The following is a 22,745-nucleotide window of genomic DNA, read 5'->3' as shown; positions in this document are numbered from 1 at the left end:
GAACGCGCCGACGCCCATGTCCGCGCCATGCCGGTCACCGTGCTGCCCGCCGCATGGGCGCCGAAGCGCTTCGCGCCGCCGGGAAGTGGTCAAGCCTAGGGCGGCATGGCCGGCGCGCGCCAACTGGGCTCTGGTAATAGAGAGCTTACTTTATGCGACATCACCTGGCCTCGACCCCGGACACCGTGCGCTTCGGGATCTTCGACGCCGCGTTCGACCCGGTGCTGACCGTGGCGCCCGGCGATACGGTGGTGATCGACTGCGTGTCGGGCGGGCCCGAGGTGATGCCGGCGCCGGACAGCGGTCTGGTCATCCCGTCCGCCTTGCAAGCGATCCACGACGCCAAGCTGGAGCGGATCGGCCCGCATATCCTGACGGGGCCGGTGGCGATCGAGGGCGCCGAGCCTGGCGACACCCTGGAGGTGCGGATCGAGGCCATCGAGCCGAACAACACCTGGGGCTATTGCGCCGTTCGCCCGCTGGCAGGGACCCTGCCGGAGGAATTTCCCGAGCGCTATGTCAGCCACATCGCCGTCGACGCGGCGGCGGGAACCTGCAAGCCGACCTGGGGCCCGATCCTGCCGCTGCGGCCGTTCTTCGGCACCACCGGCGTCGCTCCGCCGCCGCGCTACGGCAAGCTGTCCAGCCGCGAGCCGCGCGAGCATGGCGGCAACATGGATTGCAAGGAGCTGGTCGCGGGTTCGACCCTGTTCCTGCCGGTCTGGGTTCCGGGCGCGAACTTCTCGGCGGGCGACGGGCATGGCCGGCAGGGCGACGGCGAGGTCTGCGTCAATGCGCTGGAGATGGGCCTGACCGGGACCTTCACCTTCGTGCTGCACAAGGCCGCCGACGTCGGCGTGCGCGCCTGGCCCAGCGCCGAGAGCCCGACCCACTATCTGACCCTGGGCTTCAACGAGGACCTGGATCTGGCGATGAAGCAGGCTTTGCGGGGCATGATCGACCTGATCGTCTCGCGCTCTTCGCTGAGCCGAGTGCAGGCCTATCAGTTCTGTTCGCTGGCCGTGGACTTCCGCGTGACCCAGACGGTTAACGGCGAGAAGGGCGTGCACGGGATGCTGGAGAAGGGGGTGCTGTTCTAGGCGATGTGGCTCACCCACTTGCCCCCACCTGACGGCTTCGCCGTCTGTCCGCCCCCGTAGGGGGCGGAGGCTAAAGGCGTGACGCCCTCTTCCCCACTTTGGGGGAAGACGACCGCGAAGCGACCCGTAGGGGCAAGTGTTCGCCGCTCCTACTTCCGCAGATACCCTTCAAGCAGCTCCAGCGCATGCGTCAGCCGCGCCCGACGCCATTCCGGCTTGCTCATGTCGGTGTCCAGCGTCACCGATAGCGAATAGCCGTTCGCCAGGTGGAACCGGCTCATGGCCGCGATGGTCACGTAGATCTGGGCCCAGTCCAGGTTGTCGCGGAAGATTCCCTGTTTCTGACCACTGTCGATCAGATGCTCGATGGTCCGCCGCAGTGGAAAGGCGGTTTCGGTGACCTTGCGCGATTGCGAGACGAACTTGCCTTGCAGCAGGTTTTCGTTGCGCAGCAGGCCGTCGATGCGCGGGTTCTTCTCGAAATAGTCGAAGGTGAAGCGCTGTAGCGCCAGGAACCCTTCCAGCGGCCGGTCGAAGTCGATCTCCAGCTCGGCTTCACGGCCGCGCAGGTCCTCGTAGGCCGCTTCCAGCACCGCCAGGTACAAGCCCTTCTTGTCGCCGAAGTAGTGGTAGAGCATGCGGATGTTGCACTTGGCGGCCTTGACGATCTTCTCGATCCGCGCGCCGGCGTAGCCCGCCTGGGAGAATTCCTTGAGCGCCGCGGTCAGGATCGCCTTGCGCGTCCGCTCGGCGTTTCGCTTGCGGGGCGCCGGAGCGGCGTCGTCGGTCGGTTCGGCCGAAGGCGTCTCTACCACGGTGGTCACTGCGTCTTTGCTCCCGCGTCAATCCAGGCCCCCAGTTGGGCGCGTTCGGCATCGGTAATGTGAGTCTCGTTCCCAAGGGGCATGCTGGTCGTCTGGACCGCGCGTTCTCGGATCTTGCCCGCATACCGGGCTATGCCGGCCGGCGTATCGAAGGCCGCGCCGTTCGGCGGAGCCGTGAAGCCCTTGTGGGTGGGATTGACGGAATGGCACATCACGCAGTGCTTTTGCACGATCGCCTGGGCGATGGGGAAGGGCACGTCGGAGACCACTTCGGCCGGCTTGGGCTTGTGGCTGGCGATCACGCTGACGAAGAACACCAGCATCACGCCCGTGAAGATGTAGCCCGGCTTGATGATCCCGTGGTGGCGCAGAATGAAGAAGTAGCGGATCGACACCCCGCCGGCGCTGATCAGGGCCAGCAGCAGCCAGGCCAGGGGATGGCCCGTCACCACGGGATAGTGGTTGCTGATCATGATGAAGATGACCGGCAGGGTCATGTGGGTGTTGTGGACCGAGCGCTGCTTGCCCATCGCGCCCAGGCGCGGATCGACCGGGCGTCCGGCCAGCATGTCGGCGACGATCTTGCGCTGGTTGGGGATGATGATCAGGAACACGTTGCCGACCATGCACGTGCCGATGATCGCACCGACGTGGATGAAGGCGCCACGGTCGCTGAAGAGGTGCGTCAGGGCATAGGCCGCTCCCGTCAGCGCCAGGAACCAGACGACGCCGAACAGGCGGGGCCTGTGCCCCAGCGGCGAACGGCACAGGGCCTCGTAGACCGCCAAGCCGCCGAAGATGAAGGCCAGGCCCGTGGCGATCGCGCCAGCCTGGCTGAAGGCGTGCTTGGAGGCGTCGATCAGATAGACCGGCGCGCCCACGTAGTAGAGCACGATCAGCAGGGCGAAACCGGACAGCCAGGTGGTGTAGGCCTCCCATTTGAACCAGTGCAGATGGTCGGGCATGTGGGCCGGGGCCGTCATGTACTTCTGCGAATGGTAGAAGCCGCCGCCGTGCACGGCCCACAGCTCGCCCTTCACGCCGTCCTTTTCGGGGACCGGCGGGCGCAGGTTGTTGTCCAGCCAGACGAAGTAGAACGAGGCGCCGATCCAGGCGACGCCGGCGATCACGTGCAACCAGCGGAGGGACAGGTTCAGCCAGGTGGTGACGTCATATTCCATCTCAGCCGGTCACCGCGTCTTGCAGTCGGAGCTTCGAGATCAGGCCGATCTGCGCGATCGCTTCGGTGATTTCGGTGGCTTCGTCGTTCCCCAGGCGCGCCTGCATGGCGGCCAGGATCGAGGTCTTGTCGTTCAGCCGCACGGCGATGATGAACGGAAAGCCGAAGCGCTCGCGATAGGCGGCGTTCAGGGCATGGAAGCGGTCGAACTCCTCCGGCGTCAGCTTGTCGAGACCGGCGCTGGCCTGTTCGGCGTTGCTCTCGGCGGTCAGTTGCCTGGCGACCGCCGCCTTGCTGGCCAGCTCCGGGTGGGCGCGGATCAGCGACAGCTTGTCGGCCTGAGGCGAGGCGTCCAGCACCGCCATCATGGCGGCGTGCAGGCTCTCGACACTGTCGAACGGCGCGGCGTCATAGGCGCGCTCCACCACCCACGGCGACAGCTCGAACGCAAAGCCCAGGGTGGTGGCGAAGCCGGTGCGGTTCATCCGGTTCAGGTCGGCCAGGGTCAGGGGCGGGGCGCTCATTTGGCGCTCTCCTTGTAAGGGTGCGTGGCGATCCAGTGCCGCGCGATGTCGATGCGCTTGGCCACCCAGACCTTGTCGTGGGCGGTCACGTGTTCGAGGAATCGGCGCAGGGCCATGATCCGGCCGGGCTTGCCGACGATCCGGCAGTGCAGGCCGATGCTCATCATCTTCGGCGCGGTCTCGCCCTCCAAGTACAGGGCGTCGAAGCTGTCGCGCAGATAGGCGAAGAACTGGTCGCCGCTGTTGAAGCCCTGGGGGGCTGCGAAGCGCATGTCGTTGGCGTCCAGCGTATAGGGCACGATCAGCTGCGGCTTGCCGTGCTGGTCGTCCCAATAGGGCAGGTCGTCGGCGTAGCTGTCGGCGTCGTAGACGAAGCCGCCGTTCTCCACGACCAGCCGCGCGGTATTGGGGCTGGTGCGGCCCTGGTACCAGCCCAGCGGCCGCTCGCCGGTCAGTTTCGTGTGGATCTCGACGGCCTTGGCGATGTGCTCGCGTTCCAGATCCTCGGGGAAGTGCTGGTAGTCGATCCAGCGATAGCCGTGGGTGGCGATCTCCCAGCCGGATTTCAGCATGGCCTCGACGGCGTCGGGATTGCGCGCCATGGCCTGGGCCACGCCATAGACCGTCAGCGGCAGGCCAAATTCCTCGAACAGTCGCCGGATGCGCCAGAAGCCGGCGCGCGAGCCGTATTCGTAGAGGCTCTCCATCGACATATGCCGAGCGTCGGGAACCGGCGCCGCGCCGACCATCTCCGACAGGAAGTGCTCGGCCTGGGGATCGCCGTGCAACACGCTGCGCTCGGCGCCTTCCTCGTAGTTGAGGACGAACTGCACGGCCACGCGGGCGCCGTTCGGCCACTGGGCGTGGGGCGGGTGTTCGCCGTGGCCGATGAGATCGCGGGGGTAGGTCATGCGGCCGCCCTCGCGAGCGCTTGTGACCTGAGTTGGTCAACGAGCCGCCGCAGTTCGGCGTTGACGGCCGTCTCTTCGCCCGGGGCGATGCGATCGCCGTTGGCGATGCTGAGGATACGGTCGTTCAAGGAGCCGGAGCCGCCGGTGGTTTCCGCGACCAGACCGGAAATCACGGTCGGGTCGCCCTTCGCCAAGCGTCGTTTTTTATCGACAAGTCCGTTTGCGACATACGTGTCGCCATGCGCGTGAAGCAGGTCGATGATCTCCTGGAGCGTCAGGCTTAGATCGCGGGTTGAGGCTTGGCTCATGCGAACACCTTCGCCGCCGCGTCCACGCCCGCGCCGGCTGGGGCCACGAACCCCTCCCAGCGCAGCACCGCCTCCAGCGCCGCCAGGGTCTGGAGCACCGCGTGCTTGCGGGCGTTCACGCCCATCGCCCCGATCCGCCAGACCTTGCCGGCCAGGGGACCGAAGGCCGCGCCGATCTCGATCTCGAACTCGGTGCGCATGCGGGCCTTCACCCGGTCGTAGTCGACGCCGGCGGGCGCGAGCACGGCGGTGACGTTGGTCATCTTGTGCGCTTGGTCGCCATAGACCTTCAGGCCCATGGCCTCGACCCCGGCGACCACCGCCGCCCCGGCCTGGGCGTGGCGGGCGAAGCGGGCTTCCAGGCCTTCCTCCAGCACCACCCGGGCGCATTCGCGCGCGGCGAACAGCATCGAGGCCGCCTCGGTGTGGTGGTTCAGACGCTTGTCGGACCAGTAGTCCATGATCATCGCCAGGTCGAAATAGTTGGAGGCGATCCGGCGGCCATTGCCGTTGACCGCTCCGGTGGTGGCGATGCCGGCCTCGACATGGCGGCGCGAGAAGATGTGGTCGGCCGCGCGGTCGGAGATGGTGATTGGCCCAGAGCCCGACGGACCGCCCAAACACTTTTGCAGGCCGCCGGTGACGATATCGGCCTGCCAGACGTCGACTGGCACGCTCATGCCGCCGATCGTGGCCGTGGCGTCGACATAGAGCAGGGCGTCATAGCGTCGACAGATCTCGCCGATGGCCTCGATCGGCTGGGCCATGGTGGTGGAGGTGTCGCCGTGCACGCAGGCCACCAAGCGCGGGCGCACGCGCTTGACCGCGTCCTCCACCGCCTGGGGATCGACGACCTTGCCCCACTCGCCCTCGACCAGGGTGACCTTGGCGTCGCAGCGCTCGGCGATCTCCGATAGCAGCAGGCCAAAGCGCCCGGCGTTGACCACCACCACGTCGTCGCCCGGCGCCAGGGTCGAGACCAGCGCGGCCTCGATGGCCGCGCGCGAGGTGCCGTCGATCAGGAAGGTCTGCTGGTTCTGGGTCTGGAAGACCTGGCGGTACAGCGCCATGGTCTCGTTCATGTAGCCGGTGAACTCCGGATCGAACTGGCCGAGAAGCTGCACCGACATGGCCCGCAGCACGCGCGGGTGCACGTTGATCGGGCCAGGCCCCATCAGCAGGCGGGCGGGGTGGTCGAGTTCGCCGAAGGTCTGGGTCATGCGGTGGTCTTCATGGGGCGGTCGAGGGGCAGCCCTCGTCCTTCGACAAGCTCAGGATGAGGGCTACTGGGGCGTTGGAAATCAGTCTGTGATCGCATTCGAAATCCTCATCCTGAGCTTGTCGAAGGACGAGGATTTCGTGCCGCCAGCCGATCCACGAAGCCTAGCATCGTCTCGGCCGCCAAAGCGCAGTCGGCCTCGGTCACGGCCTCGCGCGGATTGTGGCTGATCCCGCCCTCGCAGCGAATGAACAGCATGGCGGTGGGGCAGAGGTCGGCGATGACCATGGCGTCGTGACCGGCCCCGCTGGGCAGGCGGCGCGGAGCCTGGCCCGTCGCGGCGACCGCGTCTTCGAGCAGGGCGGTCAGGCCCGGATCGCAGGGGCTGGCGGCCAGGTCCTGCATCAGGGCGACCGAGACCTCCAGTCCGCGCCGGGCGGCGATGGCCTCGATCTCGGCGGTGATCGCCTGCACGGCCGCGTCGCGCGTGGTGGCGACCTCGGCCCGGACGTCCATCGAATATTCGACCGCGCCGGGAATGACGTTGAAGGCGCCGGGCAGGGCGGTGATCCGGCCAACCGTTCCCACGAGCCCGTCCTCCCCGCCGGCGCAGATCCGCTCCAGCGCCAGTATCGCCTCGGCGGCGGCGGGACCAGGGTCCTTGCGCAGGTTCATCGGTGTCGTGCCGGCGTGTCCGGCCATGCCGGTGAACCGCACCATCAGCCGCTTCTGGGCCGCGATGGCGGTGACCACGCCCAAGGCCAGGTCCTCGGCCTCCAGCACCGGGCCCTGTTCGATGTGAGCTTCGAGGAACGCGAAGACCTCGCCCGGCTTGCGCGCGGCTTTCTCCAGGCGAGTCGGGTCGAGACCGAACGCGGCGAACGCCTCGGCCAGCGCAACGCCGTCGCCGTCGGTCATTTCCAAGACGCTGGGGCTGACCGTCCCGGCCACGGCGCGGCTGCAGGTCATCGAGGCGGGAAAGCGCGAGCCCTCCTCGTCGCCGAACGCGATCACCTCGACCGCGAACGGCAGGCGGCGGCCGGCGGCGCTCAGGGCCTCGACCACGTCGATCCCCAGCATCACGCCCAGGGCCCCGTCATAGCGCCCGCCGTTGCGGACGCTGTCGATGTGCGAACCGATCAGCAGGGCCGGCGCGTTGGGCGTCGCGCCCTCGTAGCGACCGACCAGGTTGCCGGCGTGATCGCGACGGGCGCTCATGCCGGCCTCTTCCATCCAGAAGGCCAGCGTCTTCAGCGCTTCGTCGTGGGCGGTGGTCAGGAAGCGGCGCACCAGCATGCCGTCGGCTTCGCTGTAGGGCGGCGCGCCCATCAGGTCGCAGCGGGTCTTGGCCCGAATCCCGGGTCTGAAGTCGCCGATCTCGAAGGCCTCCGCCACCCTGCCGGGCTCCCCTTTGCCGTACACGTCATCCGTGACATGCTTGCCTAACATCGGCGAGCCGCAAAGCACGCGATGATCGGCGGCGCGGAGCGGCTTCCCCGCGCCAATGCCTCGACAAGCGCCAGACCGATCGAGCGGCGCCTGAAGGTAAGTCATAAATCACTTACTTAATGAAAGACAGGCGTCATCCCGCGATGACGACGAAGCGGAACGCCGGCGCCAGGCCCGTCGTTGGTCATCCGCAATTGGGTCATCCGGACACGAACCATGTCGACATCGCCGATCGCCTTGCCTCGAAGGCTCGTGAGGCGCGTCCAGGGATTGAACGTCTCCAAGGCGATCGAACTGGCCTCGCGGCTCGGCTATGCGGCGCGGGGGCTGGTCTATCTGGGCCTGGGCGCCATCGTCCTGCTGGCCGCGCTAGACCTGACGCCCCGCGCCAAGGGGGCGAAGGGCCTGCTGCGCGCCTGGGCCGAGTGGCCCTTGGGCTGGGCGCTGATTGGCGGTGTTGGCCTGGGCCTGGCGGGGTTCGCGGCCTGGCGGATCCTGCAGGCGGTGTTCGACGCCGACCGGCATGGGCGCTCGCCCAAGGCGTGGGCGATCAGGATGGGCCAGGCCTTCAGCGGACTGGTCTATGGCGGCCTGGCCCTGTCGGCCTTCGAGTTGCTCGATGAACTCGAGGACGTCGGCGAGGTCGACGAGGAGCAGAGCATCCATTACGCCGCCCGCACCGTTCTGGAGCTTCCGTACGGCGACGCCCTGCTGATCGCCGCTGGCCTGGCCGTCCTGGCCTTCGGCCTCGGCAACATCATCCAGGGCTTCGCTCAAGACTTCAGCAAGCGGTTGAACTGCGACGCGCGGATCTGTCGACGCGTCGTGCCCCTAGCCAAGGCTGGCTATGGCGCGCGCGGCCTGGCCAGCTTGCCGCTGGGAGCGTTTCTGGTCATGGCGGGTATCGAGGCGCGGGCCGGCGACGCGCGCAGTTGGGGCGGCGCGCTGCAGGCGGTCGAGCACCAGCCGTTTGGAAACTCCGCCCTGTGCCTAGTCGCCGCCGGCCTGATCGCCTTCGGGCTGTTTGGCCTGGTTGAGGCGCGCTACCGACGCATCCGGCCGCCTCCCGAGGTCACGCCGTAAGCGGCGCGTTCTCGGAAAGCCCTAGCCTCTGCCTTGGCAGGGCCTCCGGCAACTCATCGCGCAGGAACGCCATCATCTTCTCGCGGACCTCGCAACGCAGGTCGAAGGTCTTGAGCGCGTTGCGGCTGCTGACCAGGCAGCGCACCTCCAGCACCTGAGCGGTGACGTCGGTGACCTGCAGATTGACCACCTTGCCGTCCCACAGGGGCGAGGCCTTGGCGATCTCCTCCAGCTTGGCGCGCAGGCGGTCGATCGGGGCGGCGTGGTCGACATAGAGCATGGCCGTGCCGATCAGGGCGGCGCTTTCACGCGTCCAGTTCTGGAACGGCGTCTGGATGAAGTAGCTGAGCGGCAGCACCATCCGCCGCCAGTCCCAAAGGCGGACGACCACATAGGTGGCGTTGATCTCTTCGATATTGCCCCACTCCTTTTCGACGATGACGGCGTCGTCGATGCGGATCGGCTGGGTGATGGCGATCTGGATGCCGGCGATCAGATTGGTCAGCAGGGGCTGCAGGGCCAGGCCGACGATCAGCGAGGCGGCCCCGCCGGCCGCCAGCAGGCTGACGCCCCACTGTCGCACGCCGGGGATGGTCATCAGGGCCAGGCCCACGGTCACCAGCCCGACCACCACCGCGCAGGCCCGGCGCAGGATCTTCACCTGGGTCAGGTGCTTGCGGGCCAGCAGGTTGTCCTCGACGTCGATCTTGAACTTGCGCAGGTGCAGGGCCGCGGCGATGTCGAGCGCGGTCATCACGATCCAGCCGATCAGCACGATGAACAGCACCAGCAGCACGCGCTTGCTCATCGCCGCTTGTCCGGCGGTCAGGGGCGCGACGGCGACGGCCAGGCTGAGGGCGGCGGCGATGAAGGCCAGGCGGGTGGGGCGGCGGGTGCGGACCGCCAGGGCCGACCAGAAGGCGTCCTTCTCCAGCGAGCGGCGAACGACCCGCACCAGCGCCCAGTGCGCCGTCAGGGCGACCAGGACGGCGACGATGATCAGGCCCAGGCTGACGGCCCACGGCGGGGCCCAGGCCAGGCGCAACGCCAGGTCCGCGAGCCAGGGAGGGGAGGATGTCATGCCTCCCCCAACGCGTCGGCCGCGCGGTGGCTCCCCGATCAGGCGTGGTCGGTAGCTCGGGTCACCGCGTCCCAGGCGTCCATCTCGGCGATCTGGACGTCCAGCCGCTCGCGCGCCCGGCGCAGGGCGTCCGAGCCCAGCAACAGCTGGCGCGGCGGCGTCTCGGCGTCGACGACGGCCAGGATCGCTTCGGCCGCCCGGGCCGGATCGCCCAGCTGTCGGCCTGCCATGCCGTCGAAGGCCTGGGCCGCCTTGCCGACCGAGGCGTCGTAGTCGCCGGCCGCCGCCGAACTCTTGCGGATCGAATGGCCGGACAGGAAGTCGGTGCGGAAGGCGCCGGGGGCGACGGCGGTGACGTGGACCCCGATCGGGGCGACCTCCTGGGCCAGGCTCGCCGAAAGACCCTCGAGCGCGAACTTGGCCGCCGCGTAGAGGCCCGATCCCGCGCCCGGCGCGCGACCGGCGATCGAGGTGACGTTGATGATGTGGCCGCGACCCTGGGCCCGCAGGTGGGGCAGGGCGGTGCGGATCAGGCGGAATGGCGCGAAGAAATCGACCTCGAACAGGCGCGCGACTTCCTCGTCGGTCGCCGTCTCGATCGCGCCGAGCAGGCCGTAGCCAGCGTTGTTGACGATCACGTCGATCGCGCCGGCCAGGGCGAAGGCCTGGTCGATGGCGGCGGGCACGGCTTGTGCGTCGGCCATGTCCAGGGTCAGCAGATGCAGGGCGCCGGGGGCGGCGGCAAGATCGGGCGTTCCGGCGCGAACCGTGCCGATGACGGTGTCGCCTCGCGCCAGGGCCGCTTGCGCCAGGGCCAGGCCGAGGCCGCGCGACACGCCGGTGATGAGCCAGGTCTTCATGGGAGGTCTCCTTGTGGAGACCCCATATCGGCCGCTTGATGAACCTTTATAATGGGCGCATTCGTCACAAGATATTTTAGCTCAGCTAAAGGATGGTGTCGTGGATCCGGTGATCAGCAGCAGCGACTTCGGCCAGCTTCGCGCCTTCGTCACGGTCGGCGAGGTTCTGAGCTTCAGTCGGGCGGCCGAGAGCCTGGGCGTGTCGCCCTCGGCCCTGAGCCAGCTGGTGCGCGGCTTCGAGGAGCGGGTGGGGGTTCGGCTGTTCAACCGAACAACCCGCAGCGTGTCGCTGACCGACGCGGGCGAGCGCCTGTTCCAACGGGTGCGGCCGGCGGTGGCCGAACTGGGCGCGGCGGTCGGCCAGGTCCGCGACCAGGGCGAGCGACCAGCCGGAACGGTGCGGGTGGTGTCGTTCCACTCGGCCGCCGAGCTCTATCTGCGGCCCATGCTGGCCGGCTTCCACGCCGCCTATCCCGACGTGGTGCTGGACATCACCCTGGACGACGCGGTCAGCGACTTCGTGGGCGGCGGCTTCGACGTCGCCCTGCGGCTGGGCGAGGTGATCGAGAAGGACATGATCGCGGTGCGGCTGGGGCCGGACCTGCGCCAGGTCGCCGTCGCCTCGCCGGCCTATCTGGCTCGTCGCGGGACGCCGGCTGCGCCGCGCGACCTGGTCGACCATGATTGCATCCGCTGGCGCTGGCCCGGCACGACCGCGCCCTATCACTGGGAGTTCTGGCAGGACGGCGACTGGTTCGAGGTCGCCGTCGACGGCCCGCTGATCGTCAGCGACAAGCGCCTGGCGCTGGACGCCGCCCTGGACGGGATCGGCGTCGCCTTCGCCGTCGATCACCGGGTCGAGCGGCACATCGCCGAGGGCCGGCTCGTGCCGCTGCTGGAAGCCTGGTCGGCGCCGTTTCCGGGCCTGTTCCTGGCCTATCCGCGCCAGCGCCAGATGGCGCCGGCGCTGCGGGCCTTCATCGATCACGTCCGCGCCGTCGCCGGCGCGCACGAGCCGGCTTAAGCCCGAGCGAACTTGCCCGCCGCGCGGATCGAGCCAGTCGGCGCGCCGGTGGGCGAGCCGCCCAGGGGTTCATCGGTGACGGCCAGGGTGGCGGTGTAGGTTCCGGCCGCCTTCAGGCCGGGCGGCACGGCCAGGCGCTTGGCCGTCTCCTTGGGCACGACGCCCAGCGAGATCGGCGCGGCGCCCTCGGGGATGATCCACAGCTCGGCGTCGCGGCCGGTGGGCACGTTCAGGTTCACCGGCGTGATCACCAGCTCGTCCGTCGCGTGGTCCAGCGTGGCCACGAAGCGGGGCTGCTTGGTCGTGGGATCGCCGATGATCGCCACCTCGGCCGCCTGGACCACGGTCGGCGCCGGCGTGACCACCGGCGGCGCGACAGGCTTGGGCAGGGCGACGAACACCAGGGCCGCGGCGGCCACCGCCACGGCGCCGGCCGACAGGCCTTGCCACAGGCGGACATTGTTCATGGCGCTTGGCTTGGCCGGACCGCCGATCAGGTTGGAGATCCGCGGCCAAAGGCCCGCGGAGGGCTGCACGGCGCCGATCTCGGCGGCCAGCGGGATCAGGTGGGTCTCCCACCAGCTTACCGCGCGCGCGAAGGCGGGTTCGGCGGCGATGCGGCGCTCGGCCTCGGCGCGCTCGGCGGCGTCCAGCACGCCCAGCACATATTCACCGGCGAACGGACGTTCCTCGTCCGACAGGGGGGCTTGGACGTCGGTCATGCTTCAAGACACGCGCGCAGGCTGATCAGGGCGCGCCGGATCCAGCTCTTCATGGTGCCGAGGGGAACGCCCACGGCCTGGGCCAGGGCGTCATAGGTCAGCCCCTCGAAGAAGGCGGTGCGCACGGCGCTGGCGTGCTTGGGCTCCAGCCCGTCGATGCAGCCGTCCAGCCGGGCCTTCTCCTCGTCGGTCTCGACCAGGGTCGAGGCCAGGGGCGCGCTGTCGGGCACGGCCTCGGCCTCGTCGACGCCGGCCATCACCCGCGAGCCTCGGGCGCGCAGCCGGTCGATGGCGCGATTGCGAGCCATGGCCACCAGCCAGGTGATCGGGCTGGCCTTTTCCGGATCGAACCGGCCGGCCTTGTTCCAAACGGTCAGATAGACATCCTGCAACACGTCTTCCGCCTCCTCGCGGTCGTGCAAGATACGGAGCACGACGCCGAACAGTTTCGCGGAGGTGTGGCGATAGACGTATTTCAGGGCGTCGTCGTCGCGGTTGGCGACTCGCGCGATGGCGCGCGAAAGCAAGGCGCGACTGGTTTCAACGTCCATCGGTTGGGGGTTCCTCGGACCTCTTTGCGACGGACGGTCGCATGGCGCTCACAGTGATGCAATCAGCTGGATCGTCCGGGGCGAGACCCGGTGGTCGAGCCTCGCCTTTTGAGCGATCGCGCCTCCGAGGCTTAAGAGGCCCCGGCCATCCAGCCGTCCAGGTCGGCCAGCGCCCGCACGCTCATCAGCCGCTTCTTGGCGCGGCCGCGTTCCTTCAGCGGGATCTTGACGCCGTCGTCGCCGACCTTGGGAGTCTCCATCGGCGGGAGCAGGCCGTAGTTGATGTTCATCGGCTGGAACGAGGTCTTGCCGATCTCCTGGCCCTCGATATGACCGCCGGTGACGTGGTCGACCAGGGCGCCCAGGGCGGTGGTCGGCGGCGGGGCGGCCAGGGTCTTGCCCAGGCGTTCGGCGGCGGCGAAGCGGCCGGCCAGCAGGCCGGTGGCGGCGCTCTCGACATAGCCCTCGACCCCGGTCATCTGGCCGGCGAAGCGCAGGCGCGGGGCGACCTTCATGCGCAGAGACCGGTCCAGCAGGCGCGGGCTGTTGATGAAGGTGTTGCGATGCAGGCCGCCCAGCCTGGCGAACTGGGCGTTCGCCAGGGCCGGGATCATCCGGAAGACGTCGGCCTGGGCGCCGTGCTTCAGCTTGGTCTGGAAGCCGACCATGTTCCACAGGGTGCCCAGCGCATTGTCCTGGCGCAGCTGGACGATGGCGTAGGACTTCACGGTCGGATCGCGCGGGTTGGTCAGTCCGACCGGCTTCATCGGACCGTGCCGCAGGGTCTCGCGGCCGCGCTCGGCCATCACCTCGATCGGCAGGCAGCCGTCGAAATAGGGCACGTGCTCCCACTCCTTGAACTCGGCCTTGGGGCCGTCGAGCAGGGCGTCGATGAAGGCCTCGTACTCGGCCTTGTTCATCGGGCAGTTGATGTAGGCCGCCGCGTCGCCGCCGGGGCCTTCCTTGTCGTAGCGCGACTGGCGCCAGGCGATGTCCATGTCGATCGACTCGACGTGGATGATCGGGGCGATGGCGTCGAAGAAGCTGAGCTGGCCCTCGCCGCTGAGGTCCAGGATGGCGTCGGCCAAGGCGGGCGAGGTGAGGGGACCGGTCGCGACCACGACGCTGTCCCAGTCTTCGGGCGGCAGGCCGGCGATCTCCTCGCGGACGATGGTGATCAGCGGATGGGCCTGGATGCGACGCGTGACCTCGGCCGAGAAGCCGTCGCGGTCGACGGCAAGAGCGCCGCCCGCCGGCACCTGGTGCTGGTCGGCGGCCGACATGATCAGCGAATCCAGCTTGCGCATCTCGGCGTGCAGCAAGCCCACGGCGTTGAACTGCCAGTCGTCGGAGCGGAACGAGTTGGAGCACACCATCTCGGCCAGGCCGTCGGTCTGGTGGGCGTCCGTGCGGACGGGGCCAGAGGTATCGTCGCGACGCATCTCGTGCAGGATGACCGGGACGCCGGCCTGGGCGATCTGCCAGGCGGCTTCTGACCCGGCCAGGCCGCCGCCGATGACGTGAACGGGGGCGGCGGATGTGGGGGAAGTGCTCATACGCGCCCTATTACCCCCGGCTGCCGTGCGGCGAAACCCGCCTCTTGACCCTTCGTCAAAGCGCGGCGCCAGCGCCACGTCGCGTGAAATTCAACGTGACTCCCGTTGCGACTCGTCGCCAAGCCGGGGGCGAACCGCTTATGACTCCTGGGGTTCAGGAGTTCGCGCGGGCAGCGGACGAGAGAGGGCTATATGGGCGAGGGATCGGCGGCGATCGGGCGGACCGTTCGCGCCGGCATGGCGGGATGGGCGCCCAGCGTTCGCACCTGCTGGGCGGCGCTGGTCGCGGGCGCCGTGCTGGGCCTGCTGCCGCGCGCCCTGCCGCCCAGCCTGGCCTTCCTGGGCCTGCTTCTGGAACTGGCCGCCACGACCCTGGCCTATGGCGCGCTTTACCGCATGGCGTTCGGTGGACCGGTCGGCTTCAAGGGTCTGCGCTGGGGCGTTCAGGAGTGGCGACTGCTGGCGGTCCAGCTGCTGGTCACCGTGATCCTCACCGTCGTCATGGCCGTGCTGGCGGTGCTGGTCGGGGCGGTGGTCGTGGGCGTGGCCAAGAGCAATGCGCCCGGCCTTGACATTACCTCGCTGGACGCCTGGCGCGGCGCGCTGGGCGGCGTCGGCGCCTTCGTCGCCAGCCTGCCGCCGTTGCTGTCGATGGCGATCATGCTCTGGCTGTTCCTGCGCCTGTCCCTGGCGCCGGCCGCCACGGTCGATCTGGGCAAGATCCAGGTGCTCAGCGCGTTTGGCCGCACACGCGGCGTGGTGCTGGTCCTGGCGGCGGCCGGAGCGGTGCTGGCCGCGCCGGCCCTGATCCTGGTGATCCTCATCGGCTACCTGCGGGCGGTCGCCGGCTTCTCGGACGGCGCGCTAATCCCCGAGTTGGTCAGCGTGGCCCTGGTGTTCTTCTACCTAATTCCGGTGTGGACCGCCGCCCTCGTCGACGTCTATCGGCTGCAACCCGCTCCGATCCCTGGAACCCTCCGGACATGACCACCTTCTCGCCCGTCCAAGCCGCCCTCGAAGGCATCCGCATGACCCGGCGCAAGCCGTTGGTCGTGCTGGCCTGGGCCGCCTGCTATTTCGCCATGCTGGTCGTGCTGGGTCTGGTGGTCGCCTTCGCCTTCGGCGGCACGGTGCGAGCCGACCTGCACCTGCTGTCCCAGACCAACGACCTGCGCGAACTGGTCGGCATCGTCGCCCGTCGCAAGGGCACGCTGCTGCCGCTGATCGCCTTCGCCGTGGCCCTGCAGTCGGTGATCAGCGTGGCGATCATGCGCGCGGTGGTGCGGCCGGAAGACCGTCATCTGGCCTATCTGCGAGTGGGCGCCGAAGAGGGGCGGCAGTTCGTCGTGGCCCTGGTCGGCTGGGTCGTGGCCCTGGTCGTCACCGCCCTGCCCAGCGCCGTGCTGGTGCTGATCGGCGCGGGCCTGATCAGCCTGGGCGCGGTCGAGACCAACCGCTGGGTCGAGGTGCTGGGCGCGATCGCCGTGGCCGGCCTGTCGATCTGGTTCGGCATCCGCCTGTCGCTGCTGTCGATCACCACCTTCGCCGAGGGCAAGCTGTCGCTGCGGCGGACCTGGGCCCTGACCGACCACCACTTCTGGCACCTGCTGGGCATGTACGCCCTGGCCGTGGTGCTGACGATCCTGGTCGGCGTGGCCCAGACCCTGGTTTCGGGACTGATCCTGACCTTCTCCGGCGGCATCACCAACCCGATCATGCTGGCCCTGTCGGGCCTGGCCACCATGCTGCTCGCGCCGTTCTTCTTCACCGTGCAGATGGTCATCCTGACCGCCGCCCCGGCTCGGGCCTATTACGACCTGCACGAAAGCGAACTGGCGCCGGCGGCGACCTAGGCGGTCGCGCTGGGCCTCGCCGACGCTCTGGCTCGCCAGGCCTTCAGCCGCTCGGCCTCCTCCGGGACGTCCAGGCCGATGAAGCTGGCGAAGTCGATCGTGGTCAGGACCACGATGTCGGCCATGCCGTAGACGTCGCCGGCGATCCACGCTCGCCCGTCGGCCAGTTCGCGATCCAGCCAAGTCAGGGTCTTGGCGACGATCGGCCGGTTGGACTCGCCGAACTCGCGGTTCTGGACCAGCAGCGACGCGGTCAGCGGATGGGCGTGTCGCCAATACATGCCGACCGGGACCATCAGCTGAAACTCGATGCGGCGCACCCACATGTCGACGCGCGCCTGGGTCAGGGCGCAGGTTCCGAACATCGGCGGGGCGGGGTGCAGGGCTTCCAGATAGCGGCAGATGGCGACGCTTTCGCTGATCGTCTCGCCGTCGTCCAGTTCCAGCACCGGCACCTGGCCCAGGCTGTTGCGGGCGCGATGCTCGGGCGCCTTGTGCTCGCCCTTGCGCAGGGCCACCCGGACCTCGGGAAGGTCCAGCCCCTTCTCGGCCGCGAAGATCCGCACACGACGCGGATTGGGCGCGGGATTGGCCTCGCCATAGAGCTTCATCGACGCCTCCCGCTTCACGCGCCTGTTCCGGTCGCTTCAAACGAACGTTAGAATTCGGCGACGCGTTTGCACAAGGGCAAGAATGCGGACTTCCACGCGCATTCGTCGTGTCGAAGGGCTGTCGCGGCGACCCGAACCTTGTTAGGCGTGATTGAGATTTCAGGGGCTAAGAAGACGTCATGCAACAGTTCTCGGCCACCGACGCGGCGCTGTCGGGCTTTCGTCTGGTGCGCGAGCACCTGAAGACGGTCGGTGTGTGGGCGATCCTGATGACGGTCGCCTCGTTGATCGTCAGCATCGCCACCATCAAGCTGGCCGGTCCGCAGATGGCGACGATGATGGAGCTCAGCGCCGAACCCAGCAGCGATCCGCAGGCCACCCTGAAGGCCATGGAGGGCATGGGCCCGTTGTTCCTGTTCTCGGGGCTCTACAGCCTGGTGGTCTATTCGGTGCTGCTGACCGGGGTGAACCGGCTGGTGCTGCGGCCGCGCGACGGAGCCAGCGCCTATCTGCGGCTGGGCGCCGACGAACTGCGTCAGGCCGCCGTGTTGTTCCTGGTCAATCTGATCCTGCTGGGCGTCTATTTCGCCCTGGTGATCGTCGTGGCGATCATCGCCGGCATTGGCGTGGCGATCGGCGGCTCCGCCATAGGCGTGGCGCTGGGCGTCCTGCTGGGCCTGGCGGCCGTGGCGGCCCTGGTCTTCGTGGCCATCCGGCTGTCGTTCGCCGGCGCCCTGACCTTCGACACCGGCAAGATCAGCATTCGGGGTTCGTGGGACCTGACCAAGGGCCGGTTCTGGCCCCTACTGGGCTCCTATTTCGTGGCCACGGTGCTGGCCCTGGTCGTCTATCTGCTGCTGGTTGTGATCATCGCGGTGGTCGGCGCGGCCCTGGGCGGCGGCATCGCGGCGATGGGCGACGCCTTCAATCCCGACATGACCTCGCTGGCGACCTTCTTCACCCCCGCCGGCATCGTGCGGACCCTGTTCTCGGGCGTGCTGTCGATCCTGGTCCTGCTGATCGTCTTCGCCCCGGCCCCGACCATCTACGCCCAGCTGAAGGGACGCGACCTCTCGGACACCTTCGGCTAAGCGGCCAGCGGTCCGGCTGAGGTGGCCAGGATAGAGATCGCGCGCGGAGCCGTGTCGGGACTGGCGCTCTTGGTCCGTCGCCCCAGCGCGGCGATGGGCTGGGCCGTGCTGGCCGCCACGGCCGGCGCCATCCAGCAGCCGCTGAAATCGTGGGCGCGGGTGTCGACGACCGCCGGCGAAACGGCGATCTGGGCGAATGTTGTCTCGTTGGTCCTGGGCCTGGCGCTGGCGGCCGTCATCGGCGCGGCGGTGATCCGAGCCGTCATCCTGCTCGCCCCTGAAAAGGCGCGGCTGCGACTGGGACGGGACGAGGCCTGGCTGTTCGTGCTGTTCCTGCAGATCGTGCCCATCCTGCTGGCGTTCAGCCTGATCTTTCTTGGCCTGCAGAGCTTGTTCACGGCGCTGGCCGGCCATGCGATCTCGCCGGGGCCTCCCGTCATCTTGGCGTTGGCGATCGCGGTGGTCGGCGCGGGCGTGCTGCAGGTTCGGTTGTGCCTGGCCGGACCGATGAGCGTGGCCCACGGAAGGCCGCGCTTCCTGGCCTCGTGGAAGCTTACCCGCGGGCGCTTCTGGCCGATCCTGGCGACCCTGGTTCTTGCGGCGTTGCTGGCCCTGGTGGTGACCACGATCGGCGGCGTGATCGTGGGGATCGCCGAGCTCCGCTTGACGAACCTTGGTGTCGCGCGCGCTTCGGCCAGCGGCGCCCTGGCCGTGTCGCTGACGCCTGGAGGCCTGGCCGTGGGCGCGCTGCGCGGCCTGGTCAGCCTGCTGTTCATCGTGATCCAGGCCGCGCCGCCGGCGGTCATCTACCGCGATCTGCAAGGCGAGGAACCCGCCGACCAGGCCGCGGTGTTCGACTAGGGGCGTCATGACATCCCAGACCTTGCCCTGGCGCGACGCCGTTCTGTCCGGCTTTCGACTGGTCGCCCGTCGACCGGCGGCGGCGCTTTCCTGGGTGGCGGTGCTGATCGTCGGCGGCGTCATCAGCACGGGCCTGCGAATCTGGGTCGTGCAAGGCTCGGACGGGCAAATGGACTTCGCGGCGATCGGCCTGAAGCTCGCCGCCGTCGGAATGCTTCTGGGTCAGCTCATCCTGGTCGTGACGCTCGCGATGGTGTTGCGGACCGAGATGCGTCCCGAAGATCCGCGCGCGGCCTGGCCCAGGTTCGGCGGCGACGAGCTGCGTCTGCTGGCCCTGACGGTCCCGTTCATGCTGCTGGTGCTGATCAGCTCGGCGATGGTGGTCTCGGCTGGCGGCGTCTTCCTGGACGACGCCGCTCCAATCGCCAGGCGGATGGACCTGATCTTCCGGTTGGTCACGATCCCGCTGGCCATCGTGGGCGCGCGCCTGGCGCTGGCTCCGGCCCTGACGGTCGCCGATCACCGGGTGCGTCTGGCCAAGTCGGCCGGGCTGACGCGCGGGCTGCATATGCGGCTGGCGCTGATCCTCGTCACGACCCTGGTCCTAGCGGGACTGATTGAGGAGGCCGCGCGCCAAGGCCGAGACCTGCTGGCTGGCGCGCTGAGCATCCACGCGCCCCGCCCCGCCCAACGCTATCCGTCGATCTCGGAAGCGCTGAACGCGTCCCTCGGGCCTGGGGCTCTGTTGCTCCTGGCTTTCAACGCGGGGGTCCAGGCCTTGACCTTCGCGGTGTCGGTCGCGCCTCTCGGCTATGCTTGGCGTCGGCTGACCGGCGACCTGGTCGTCGACCAGGCCGCCGTGTTCGACTAGGCCCGCTTGCTCTTCTTCAGGGCCGCGACCCGCTCCAGCCGGCGCTCTTCGTGGCGGGCCAGGACGTCCTTCAGGTAGCGGCCGGTCCAGCTGGCCTCGACCTTGGCCACGTCCTGGGGCGAGCCCACGGCGACGATTTCGCCGCCGCCGTCGCCGCCTTCCGGACCGAAGTCCAGCAGCCAGTCGGCGGTCTTCACGACGTCGAGGTTATGCTCGATGACGACCACGGTGTTGCCCTGGTCGACCAGCTCGTGCAGCACCTCCAGCAGCTTCTTGGTGTCCTCGAAGTGCAGGCCGGTGGTCGGCTCGTCGAGGATGTAGAGCGTGCGGCCGGTGGCGCGCTTGGACAGCTCCTTGGACAGCTTCACCCGCTGCGCCTCGCCGCCCGACAGGGTGGTCGCCTGCTGACCCACCTTGATGTAGCTGAGGCCCACGCGCTTGAGCGTCTCCATCTTGTCGCGGATCGGCGGCACGGCCTTGAAGAAGTCGGCCGCTTCCTCGACCGTCATGTCCAGTACGTCGGCGATGGTCTTGCCCTTGAACAGGATGTCCAGGGTTTCGCGGTTGTAGCGCTGGCCCTTGCAGACGTCGCAGGTGACGTAGACGTCGGGCAGGAAGTGCATCTCGATCTTGATCAGGCCATCGCCCTGGCAGGCCTCGCAGCGGCCGCCCTTGACGTTGAAGCTGAAGCGGCCGGGGCCGTAGCCGCGCGCCTTGCTCTCCGGCAGTTGGGCGAACCAGTCCCGGATCGGACCGAAGGCGCCGGTATAGGTCGCCGGGTTCGAGCGCGGGGTGCGGCCGATCGGCGACTGGTCGATGTCGATGACCTTGTCGAAGTTCTCCAGGCCCTCGATCCGCTCGTGCGCGGCCGGGGCCTCGCTGGCGTTGTTCAGGCGACGGGCGGCCGCCTTGTAGAGGGTCTCGATCGTGAAGGTCGACTTGCCGCCGCCCGACACGCCGGTGATGCAGGTGAAGGTGCCGACCGGGATCTCGCCGGTGACGTCCTTCAGATTGTTGCCCTTGGCGCCGACGACGCGGAGCATCTTCTTCTTGTTGATCGGCCGGCGGTCTTCCGGAACGGCGATCTCGCGCACGCCGGTCAGGTATTGGCCCGTGACGCTGTTGGGGTTGGCCATGATGTCGGCCGGCTTGCCCTCGGCGACGATCTCGCCGCCGTGCACGCCCGCCGCCGGACCCATGTCGATCACATAGTCGGCGGTGAGGATCGCCTCCTCGTCATGCTCGACGACGAGCACGGAGTTGCCGAGGTCGCGCAGGCCCTGCAGCGACTGCAGCAGGCGGGTGTTGTCGCGCTGGTGCAGGCCGATCGATGGCTCGTCCAGCACGTAGAGCACGCCGGTCAGGCCTGAACCGATCTGGCTGGCCAGGCGGATGCGCTGGCTCTCGCCGCCCGACAAGGTGCCCGAGCCGCGCGACAGGTTGAGGTAGTCCAGACCGACGTCGACCAGGAACCGCAGGCGGTCGTTGATCTCCTTCAGGATCCGCCGGGCGATCTCCATCTGCTTGTCGGAGAGATGGCCTTCCAGCGCCGTGAACCAGTCGCGAGCCGGACGGATGGCCAGGTTCGAGACGGCGGCGATGTCCATGCCGTGGATCTTCACGGCCAGGGCTTCGGGCTTCAGGCGCTTGCCGTGGCAGACCTCGCAAGGCGTGTCGGACTGATAGCGGCCCAGTTCCTCGCGGACCCACGAGCTGTCGGTCTCGCGCCAGCGGCGCTCCAGGTTCGGCAGCACGCCTTCGAAGGGCTTGGCCACCTCGTACTTGCGGGCGTTGTCGTCGTAGACGAACTTGATCTTCTCGCCCTTGGAGCCTTGCAGAACCACGAGGCGCGCGCTCTCCGGCAGCTTGTGCCAGGGCTCGTCCATCGAGAAGCCATAGTGACGGGCCAGGGCCTGCAGGGTCTGAGTGTAGAGCGGCGAGGGACCCTTGGCCCAAGGCGCGACGGCGCCCTTGTGCAGGCTGCGGTCCTTGTCGGGGATCACCAGATCGGCGTCAAAGGCCAGCTTGGCGCCCAGGCCGTCGCAAGCCGGGCAGGCGCCCGCCGGATTGTTGAACGAGAACAGCCGCGGCTCGATCTCGGCGATCGTGAAGCCGCTGACCGGGCAGGCGAAGCGTTCGGAGAACAGCAGCCGGCGCGGTTCCTTCTCGCCCTCTTCGATATTGGCCCACTCGGCGACCGCGAGACCGTCGGCCAGGCGCAGGGCCTGCTCCATCGAGTCGGCCAGGCGCTGCTCCATGCCGGCCTTGGTGACGATGCGATCCACGACCACGTCGATGTCGTGCTTGAACTTCTTGTCGAGAACCGGGGCGTCCTCGATCGGATAGAATTCGCCGTCGATCTTCAGCCGCTGGAAGCCGGCCTTCTGCCACTCGGCGATCTCCTTGCGGTACTCACCCTTGCGGTCGCGCACGACTGGGGCCAGCAGGTAGAGACGCGTGCCTTCCGGCAGGGCGGTGATCTTGTCGACCATCTGGCTGATGGTCTGGCTCTCGATCGGCAGGCCGGTGGCCGGCGAATAGGGCACGCCGACGCGCGCCCACAGCAGGCGCATGTAGTCATGGATCTCGGTGACCGTGCCCACCGTCGAGCGCGGGTTGCGCGAGGTGGTCTTCTGCTCGATCGAGATGGCCGGCGACAGCCCCTCGATCAGGTCCACGTCCGGCTTGCTCATCAGTTCCAGAAACTGACGGGCATAGGCCGACAGGCTCTCGACGTAGCGGCGCTGGCCCTCGGCGTAGATGGTGTCGAACGCCAGCGAGCTCTTGCCCGAGCCCGACAGACCGGTCAGCACGACGAGCTCGCCCCGGGGGATGTCGACGCTGACGTCCTTGAGATTGTGCTCCCGCGCGCCGCGCACGCGGATGAAGTTCAGTTGTTCAGCCATGTTTTCCGGAACGCGTGAGGCCGTGGAGGGGAGCCACGGCGAGACGGCTATATGTAGGGCGCAGACCGGCGATTAACACAAGAACAAGGTGCGAACAAATGTCGCGATGGCGGCAGGTGGCCGCAGACTGCTGACATCAGGTGTCAGCAGCCGCCCGACG

General features: G+C 68.5%; 22 protein-coding genes. 8 read left to right on the top strand and 14 right to left on the bottom strand.

Annotated features, from left to right (window positions below):
- The first annotated feature begins 152 nt into the window (after positions 1 to 152).
- The gene (locus G3M62_RS17845) at positions 153 to 1,100 is read left to right on the top strand and encodes an acetamidase/formamidase family protein (RefSeq protein ID WP_165189452.1); all 948 of its coding nucleotides are present in this window, start codon (positions 153 to 155) and stop codon (positions 1,098 to 1,100) included.
- 149 nt (positions 1,101 to 1,249) lie between these two features.
- Here the strand turns inward: G3M62_RS17845 and G3M62_RS17840 are convergent, their stop codons facing one another.
- The 7 genes from G3M62_RS17840 to G3M62_RS17810 form a co-directional block, all read right to left on the bottom strand.
- Positions 1,250 to 1,924: a TetR/AcrR family transcriptional regulator gene (locus G3M62_RS17840; protein WP_205691882.1), complete on the bottom strand. Its 675-nt coding sequence runs from the start codon at positions 1,922 to 1,924 to the stop codon at positions 1,250 to 1,252.
- Positions 1,921 to 3,105 (bottom strand): urate hydroxylase PuuD, encoded by a 1,185-nt coding sequence (locus G3M62_RS17835; protein ID WP_165189449.1) that lies wholly within the window; start codon positions 3,103 to 3,105, stop codon positions 1,921 to 1,923. Before G3M62_RS17835 ends, G3M62_RS17840 begins: the two co-directional genes overlap by 4 nt.
- Before the next feature lies 1 nt (position 3,106).
- Entirely contained in the window at positions 3,107 to 3,628 is a 522-nt protein-coding gene (gene uraD, locus G3M62_RS17830; protein WP_165189446.1) for a 2-oxo-4-hydroxy-4-carboxy-5-ureidoimidazoline decarboxylase, read from the bottom strand.
- Positions 3,625 to 4,539, bottom strand: a complete 915-nt coding sequence (gene puuE / locus G3M62_RS17825; RefSeq protein WP_165189443.1) for an allantoinase PuuE — start codon at positions 4,537 to 4,539, stop codon at positions 3,625 to 3,627. Before puuE ends, uraD begins: the two co-directional genes overlap by 4 nt.
- The gene (locus tag G3M62_RS17820; RefSeq protein WP_165189440.1) at positions 4,536 to 4,847 is read right to left on the bottom strand and encodes a hypothetical protein; all 312 of its coding nucleotides are present in this window, start codon (positions 4,845 to 4,847) and stop codon (positions 4,536 to 4,538) included. The genes puuE and G3M62_RS17820 overlap by 4 nt, the downstream gene beginning before the upstream one ends.
- A complete protein-coding gene (locus tag G3M62_RS17815; protein ID WP_165189437.1) occupies positions 4,844 to 6,067 on the bottom strand; it encodes a pyridoxal-phosphate-dependent aminotransferase family protein in 1,224 nt (407 codons plus the stop codon). Before G3M62_RS17815 ends, G3M62_RS17820 begins: the two co-directional genes overlap by 4 nt.
- A 107-nt stretch (positions 6,068 to 6,174) precedes the next feature.
- On the bottom strand, positions 6,175 to 7,395 hold the full coding sequence (locus tag G3M62_RS17810; RefSeq protein WP_246263584.1) for an allantoate amidohydrolase: 1,221 nt from the start codon (positions 7,393 to 7,395) through the stop codon (positions 6,175 to 6,177).
- A gap of 372 nt (positions 7,396 to 7,767) precedes the next feature.
- Here G3M62_RS17810 and G3M62_RS17805 point away from each other — a divergent pair, with 372 nt between their 5' ends.
- Positions 7,768 to 8,598: a DUF1206 domain-containing protein gene (locus G3M62_RS17805; RefSeq protein ID WP_246263315.1), complete on the top strand. Its 831-nt coding sequence runs from the start codon at positions 7,768 to 7,770 to the stop codon at positions 8,596 to 8,598.
- Here G3M62_RS17805 and G3M62_RS17800 read toward each other — a convergent pair.
- Both G3M62_RS17800 and G3M62_RS17795 read right to left on the bottom strand, forming a co-directional pair.
- Positions 8,588 to 9,679 carry a mechanosensitive ion channel family protein gene (locus G3M62_RS17800; RefSeq protein ID WP_165189426.1) on the bottom strand — a complete coding sequence of 364 codons (1,092 nt, stop codon included), beginning with the start codon at positions 9,677 to 9,679 and terminating at the stop codon, positions 8,588 to 8,590. The genes G3M62_RS17805 and G3M62_RS17800 overlap by 11 nt on opposite strands.
- A 38-nt stretch (positions 9,680 to 9,717) precedes the next feature.
- Positions 9,718 to 10,539 (bottom strand): oxidoreductase, encoded by an 822-nt coding sequence (locus G3M62_RS17795; protein ID WP_165189423.1) that lies wholly within the window; start codon positions 10,537 to 10,539, stop codon positions 9,718 to 9,720.
- 100 nt (positions 10,540 to 10,639) lie between these two features.
- Here G3M62_RS17795 and G3M62_RS17790 point away from each other — a divergent pair, with 100 nt between their 5' ends.
- Positions 10,640 to 11,563: a LysR family transcriptional regulator gene (locus tag G3M62_RS17790; protein ID WP_165189420.1), complete on the top strand. Its 924-nt coding sequence runs from the start codon at positions 10,640 to 10,642 to the stop codon at positions 11,561 to 11,563.
- Here the strand turns inward: G3M62_RS17790 and G3M62_RS17785 are convergent.
- From G3M62_RS17785 to trmFO, 3 genes are all read right to left on the bottom strand, one after another.
- Positions 11,560 to 12,285, bottom strand: a complete 726-nt coding sequence (locus G3M62_RS17785) for an anti-sigma factor (RefSeq protein ID WP_165189417.1) — start codon at positions 12,283 to 12,285, stop codon at positions 11,560 to 11,562. The two genes, G3M62_RS17790 and G3M62_RS17785, sit on opposite strands and share 4 nt — an antisense overlap.
- Entirely contained in the window at positions 12,282 to 12,836 is a 555-nt protein-coding gene (locus G3M62_RS17780) for a sigma-70 family RNA polymerase sigma factor (protein WP_165189414.1), read from the bottom strand. Before G3M62_RS17780 ends, G3M62_RS17785 begins: the two co-directional genes overlap by 4 nt.
- Positions 12,837 to 12,967: 131 nt before the next feature.
- Positions 12,968 to 14,392 carry a methylenetetrahydrofolate--tRNA-(uracil(54)-C(5))-methyltransferase (FADH(2)-oxidizing) TrmFO gene (trmFO, locus tag G3M62_RS17775; RefSeq protein WP_165189411.1) on the bottom strand — a complete coding sequence of 475 codons (1,425 nt, stop codon included), beginning with the start codon at positions 14,390 to 14,392 and terminating at the stop codon, positions 12,968 to 12,970.
- A gap of 192 nt (positions 14,393 to 14,584) precedes the next feature.
- Here trmFO and G3M62_RS17770 point away from each other — a divergent pair, with 192 nt between their 5' ends.
- Complete coding sequence (locus tag G3M62_RS17770) at positions 14,585 to 15,379, top strand: hypothetical protein (protein WP_165189409.1); 795 nt, start codon at positions 14,585 to 14,587, stop codon at positions 15,377 to 15,379.
- A complete protein-coding gene (locus G3M62_RS17765; protein WP_165189406.1) occupies positions 15,376 to 16,245 on the top strand; it encodes a hypothetical protein in 870 nt (289 codons plus the stop codon). The genes G3M62_RS17770 and G3M62_RS17765 overlap by 4 nt, the downstream gene beginning before the upstream one ends.
- Here G3M62_RS17765 and G3M62_RS17760 read toward each other — a convergent pair.
- Complete coding sequence (locus G3M62_RS17760) at positions 16,242 to 16,856, bottom strand: glutathione S-transferase family protein (RefSeq protein WP_165189403.1); 615 nt, start codon at positions 16,854 to 16,856, stop codon at positions 16,242 to 16,244. The two genes, G3M62_RS17765 and G3M62_RS17760, sit on opposite strands and share 4 nt — an antisense overlap.
- A gap of 179 nt (positions 16,857 to 17,035) precedes the next feature.
- Between G3M62_RS17760 and G3M62_RS17755 the strand changes: the two genes are divergently transcribed.
- The 3 genes from G3M62_RS17755 to G3M62_RS17745 all read left to right on the top strand — a co-directional run bounded on the left by G3M62_RS17755 (position 17,036) and on the right by G3M62_RS17745 (position 19,679).
- Positions 17,036 to 17,947: a hypothetical protein gene (locus G3M62_RS17755; protein ID WP_165189400.1), complete on the top strand. Its 912-nt coding sequence runs from the start codon at positions 17,036 to 17,038 to the stop codon at positions 17,945 to 17,947.
- A 69-nt stretch (positions 17,948 to 18,016) separates the two neighbouring features.
- Positions 18,017 to 18,808 (top strand): hypothetical protein, encoded by a 792-nt coding sequence (locus tag G3M62_RS17750; protein WP_165189397.1) that lies wholly within the window; start codon positions 18,017 to 18,019, stop codon positions 18,806 to 18,808.
- A gap of 7 nt (positions 18,809 to 18,815) precedes the next feature.
- Positions 18,816 to 19,679: a hypothetical protein gene (locus G3M62_RS17745; RefSeq protein ID WP_165189394.1), complete on the top strand. Its 864-nt coding sequence runs from the start codon at positions 18,816 to 18,818 to the stop codon at positions 19,677 to 19,679.
- Here the strand turns inward: G3M62_RS17745 and uvrA are convergent.
- Positions 19,676 to 22,585, bottom strand: a complete 2,910-nt coding sequence (uvrA, locus tag G3M62_RS17740; protein ID WP_165189391.1) for an excinuclease ABC subunit UvrA — start codon at positions 22,583 to 22,585, stop codon at positions 19,676 to 19,678. The two genes, G3M62_RS17745 and uvrA, sit on opposite strands and share 4 nt — an antisense overlap.
- Between the last annotated feature and the right edge of the window lie 160 nt (positions 22,586 to 22,745).

Origin of the sequence: Caulobacter soli (assembly GCF_011045195.1) — a bacterium.
Classification (GTDB): domain Bacteria; phylum Pseudomonadota; class Alphaproteobacteria; order Caulobacterales; family Caulobacteraceae; genus Caulobacter; species Caulobacter soli.
Note: the sequence above shows the minus strand (reverse complement) of the source record. Positions and strands in the feature narration are given on the sequence as shown.

Bases quoted from the DNA above. Each gene is read 5' to 3' on its own strand.
- G3M62_RS17785 (WP_165189417.1), bottom strand. From the start codon at position 12,285: ATGACCGACGTCCAAGCCCCCCTGTCGGACGAGGAACGTCCGTTCGCC.
- G3M62_RS17820 (WP_165189440.1), bottom strand. From the start codon at position 4,847: ATGAGCCAAGCCTCAACCCGCGATCTAAGCCTGACGCTCCAGGAGATC.
- puuE (WP_165189443.1), bottom strand. From the start codon at position 4,539: ATGACCTACCCCCGCGATCTCATCGGCCACGGCGAACACCCGCCCCAC.
- uvrA (WP_165189391.1), bottom strand. From the start codon at position 22,585: ATGGCTGAACAACTGAACTTCATCCGCGTGCGCGGCGCGCGGGAGCAC.
- trmFO (WP_165189411.1), bottom strand. From the start codon at position 14,392: ATGAGCACTTCCCCCACATCCGCCGCCCCCGTTCACGTCATCGGCGGC.
- G3M62_RS17845 (WP_165189452.1), top strand. From the start codon at position 153: ATGCGACATCACCTGGCCTCGACCCCGGACACCGTGCGCTTCGGGATC.
- G3M62_RS17800 (WP_165189426.1), bottom strand. From the start codon at position 9,679: ATGACATCCTCCCCTCCCTGGCTCGCGGACCTGGCGTTGCGCCTGGCC.
- G3M62_RS17765 (WP_165189406.1), top strand. From the start codon at position 15,376: ATGACCACCTTCTCGCCCGTCCAAGCCGCCCTCGAAGGCATCCGCATG.
- G3M62_RS17810 (WP_246263584.1), bottom strand. From the start codon at position 7,395: ATGGGCGCGCCGCCCTACAGCGAAGCCGACGGCATGCTGGTGCGCCGC.
- G3M62_RS17815 (WP_165189437.1), bottom strand. From the start codon at position 6,067: ATGACCCAGACCTTCGGCGAACTCGACCACCCCGCCCGCCTGCTGATG.
- G3M62_RS17795 (WP_165189423.1), bottom strand. From the start codon at position 10,539: ATGAAGACCTGGCTCATCACCGGCGTGTCGCGCGGCCTCGGCCTGGCC.
- G3M62_RS17780 (WP_165189414.1), bottom strand. From the start codon at position 12,836: ATGGACGTTGAAACCAGTCGCGCCTTGCTTTCGCGCGCCATCGCGCGA.
- G3M62_RS17835 (WP_165189449.1), bottom strand. From the start codon at position 3,105: ATGGAATATGACGTCACCACCTGGCTGAACCTGTCCCTCCGCTGGTTG.
- G3M62_RS17770 (WP_165189409.1), top strand. From the start codon at position 14,585: ATGGGCGAGGGATCGGCGGCGATCGGGCGGACCGTTCGCGCCGGCATG.
- G3M62_RS17760 (WP_165189403.1), bottom strand. From the start codon at position 16,856: ATGAAGCTCTATGGCGAGGCCAATCCCGCGCCCAATCCGCGTCGTGTG.
- G3M62_RS17745 (WP_165189394.1), top strand. From the start codon at position 18,816: ATGACATCCCAGACCTTGCCCTGGCGCGACGCCGTTCTGTCCGGCTTT.
- uraD (WP_165189446.1), bottom strand. From the start codon at position 3,628: ATGAGCGCCCCGCCCCTGACCCTGGCCGACCTGAACCGGATGAACCGC.
- G3M62_RS17755 (WP_165189400.1), top strand. From the start codon at position 17,036: ATGCAACAGTTCTCGGCCACCGACGCGGCGCTGTCGGGCTTTCGTCTG.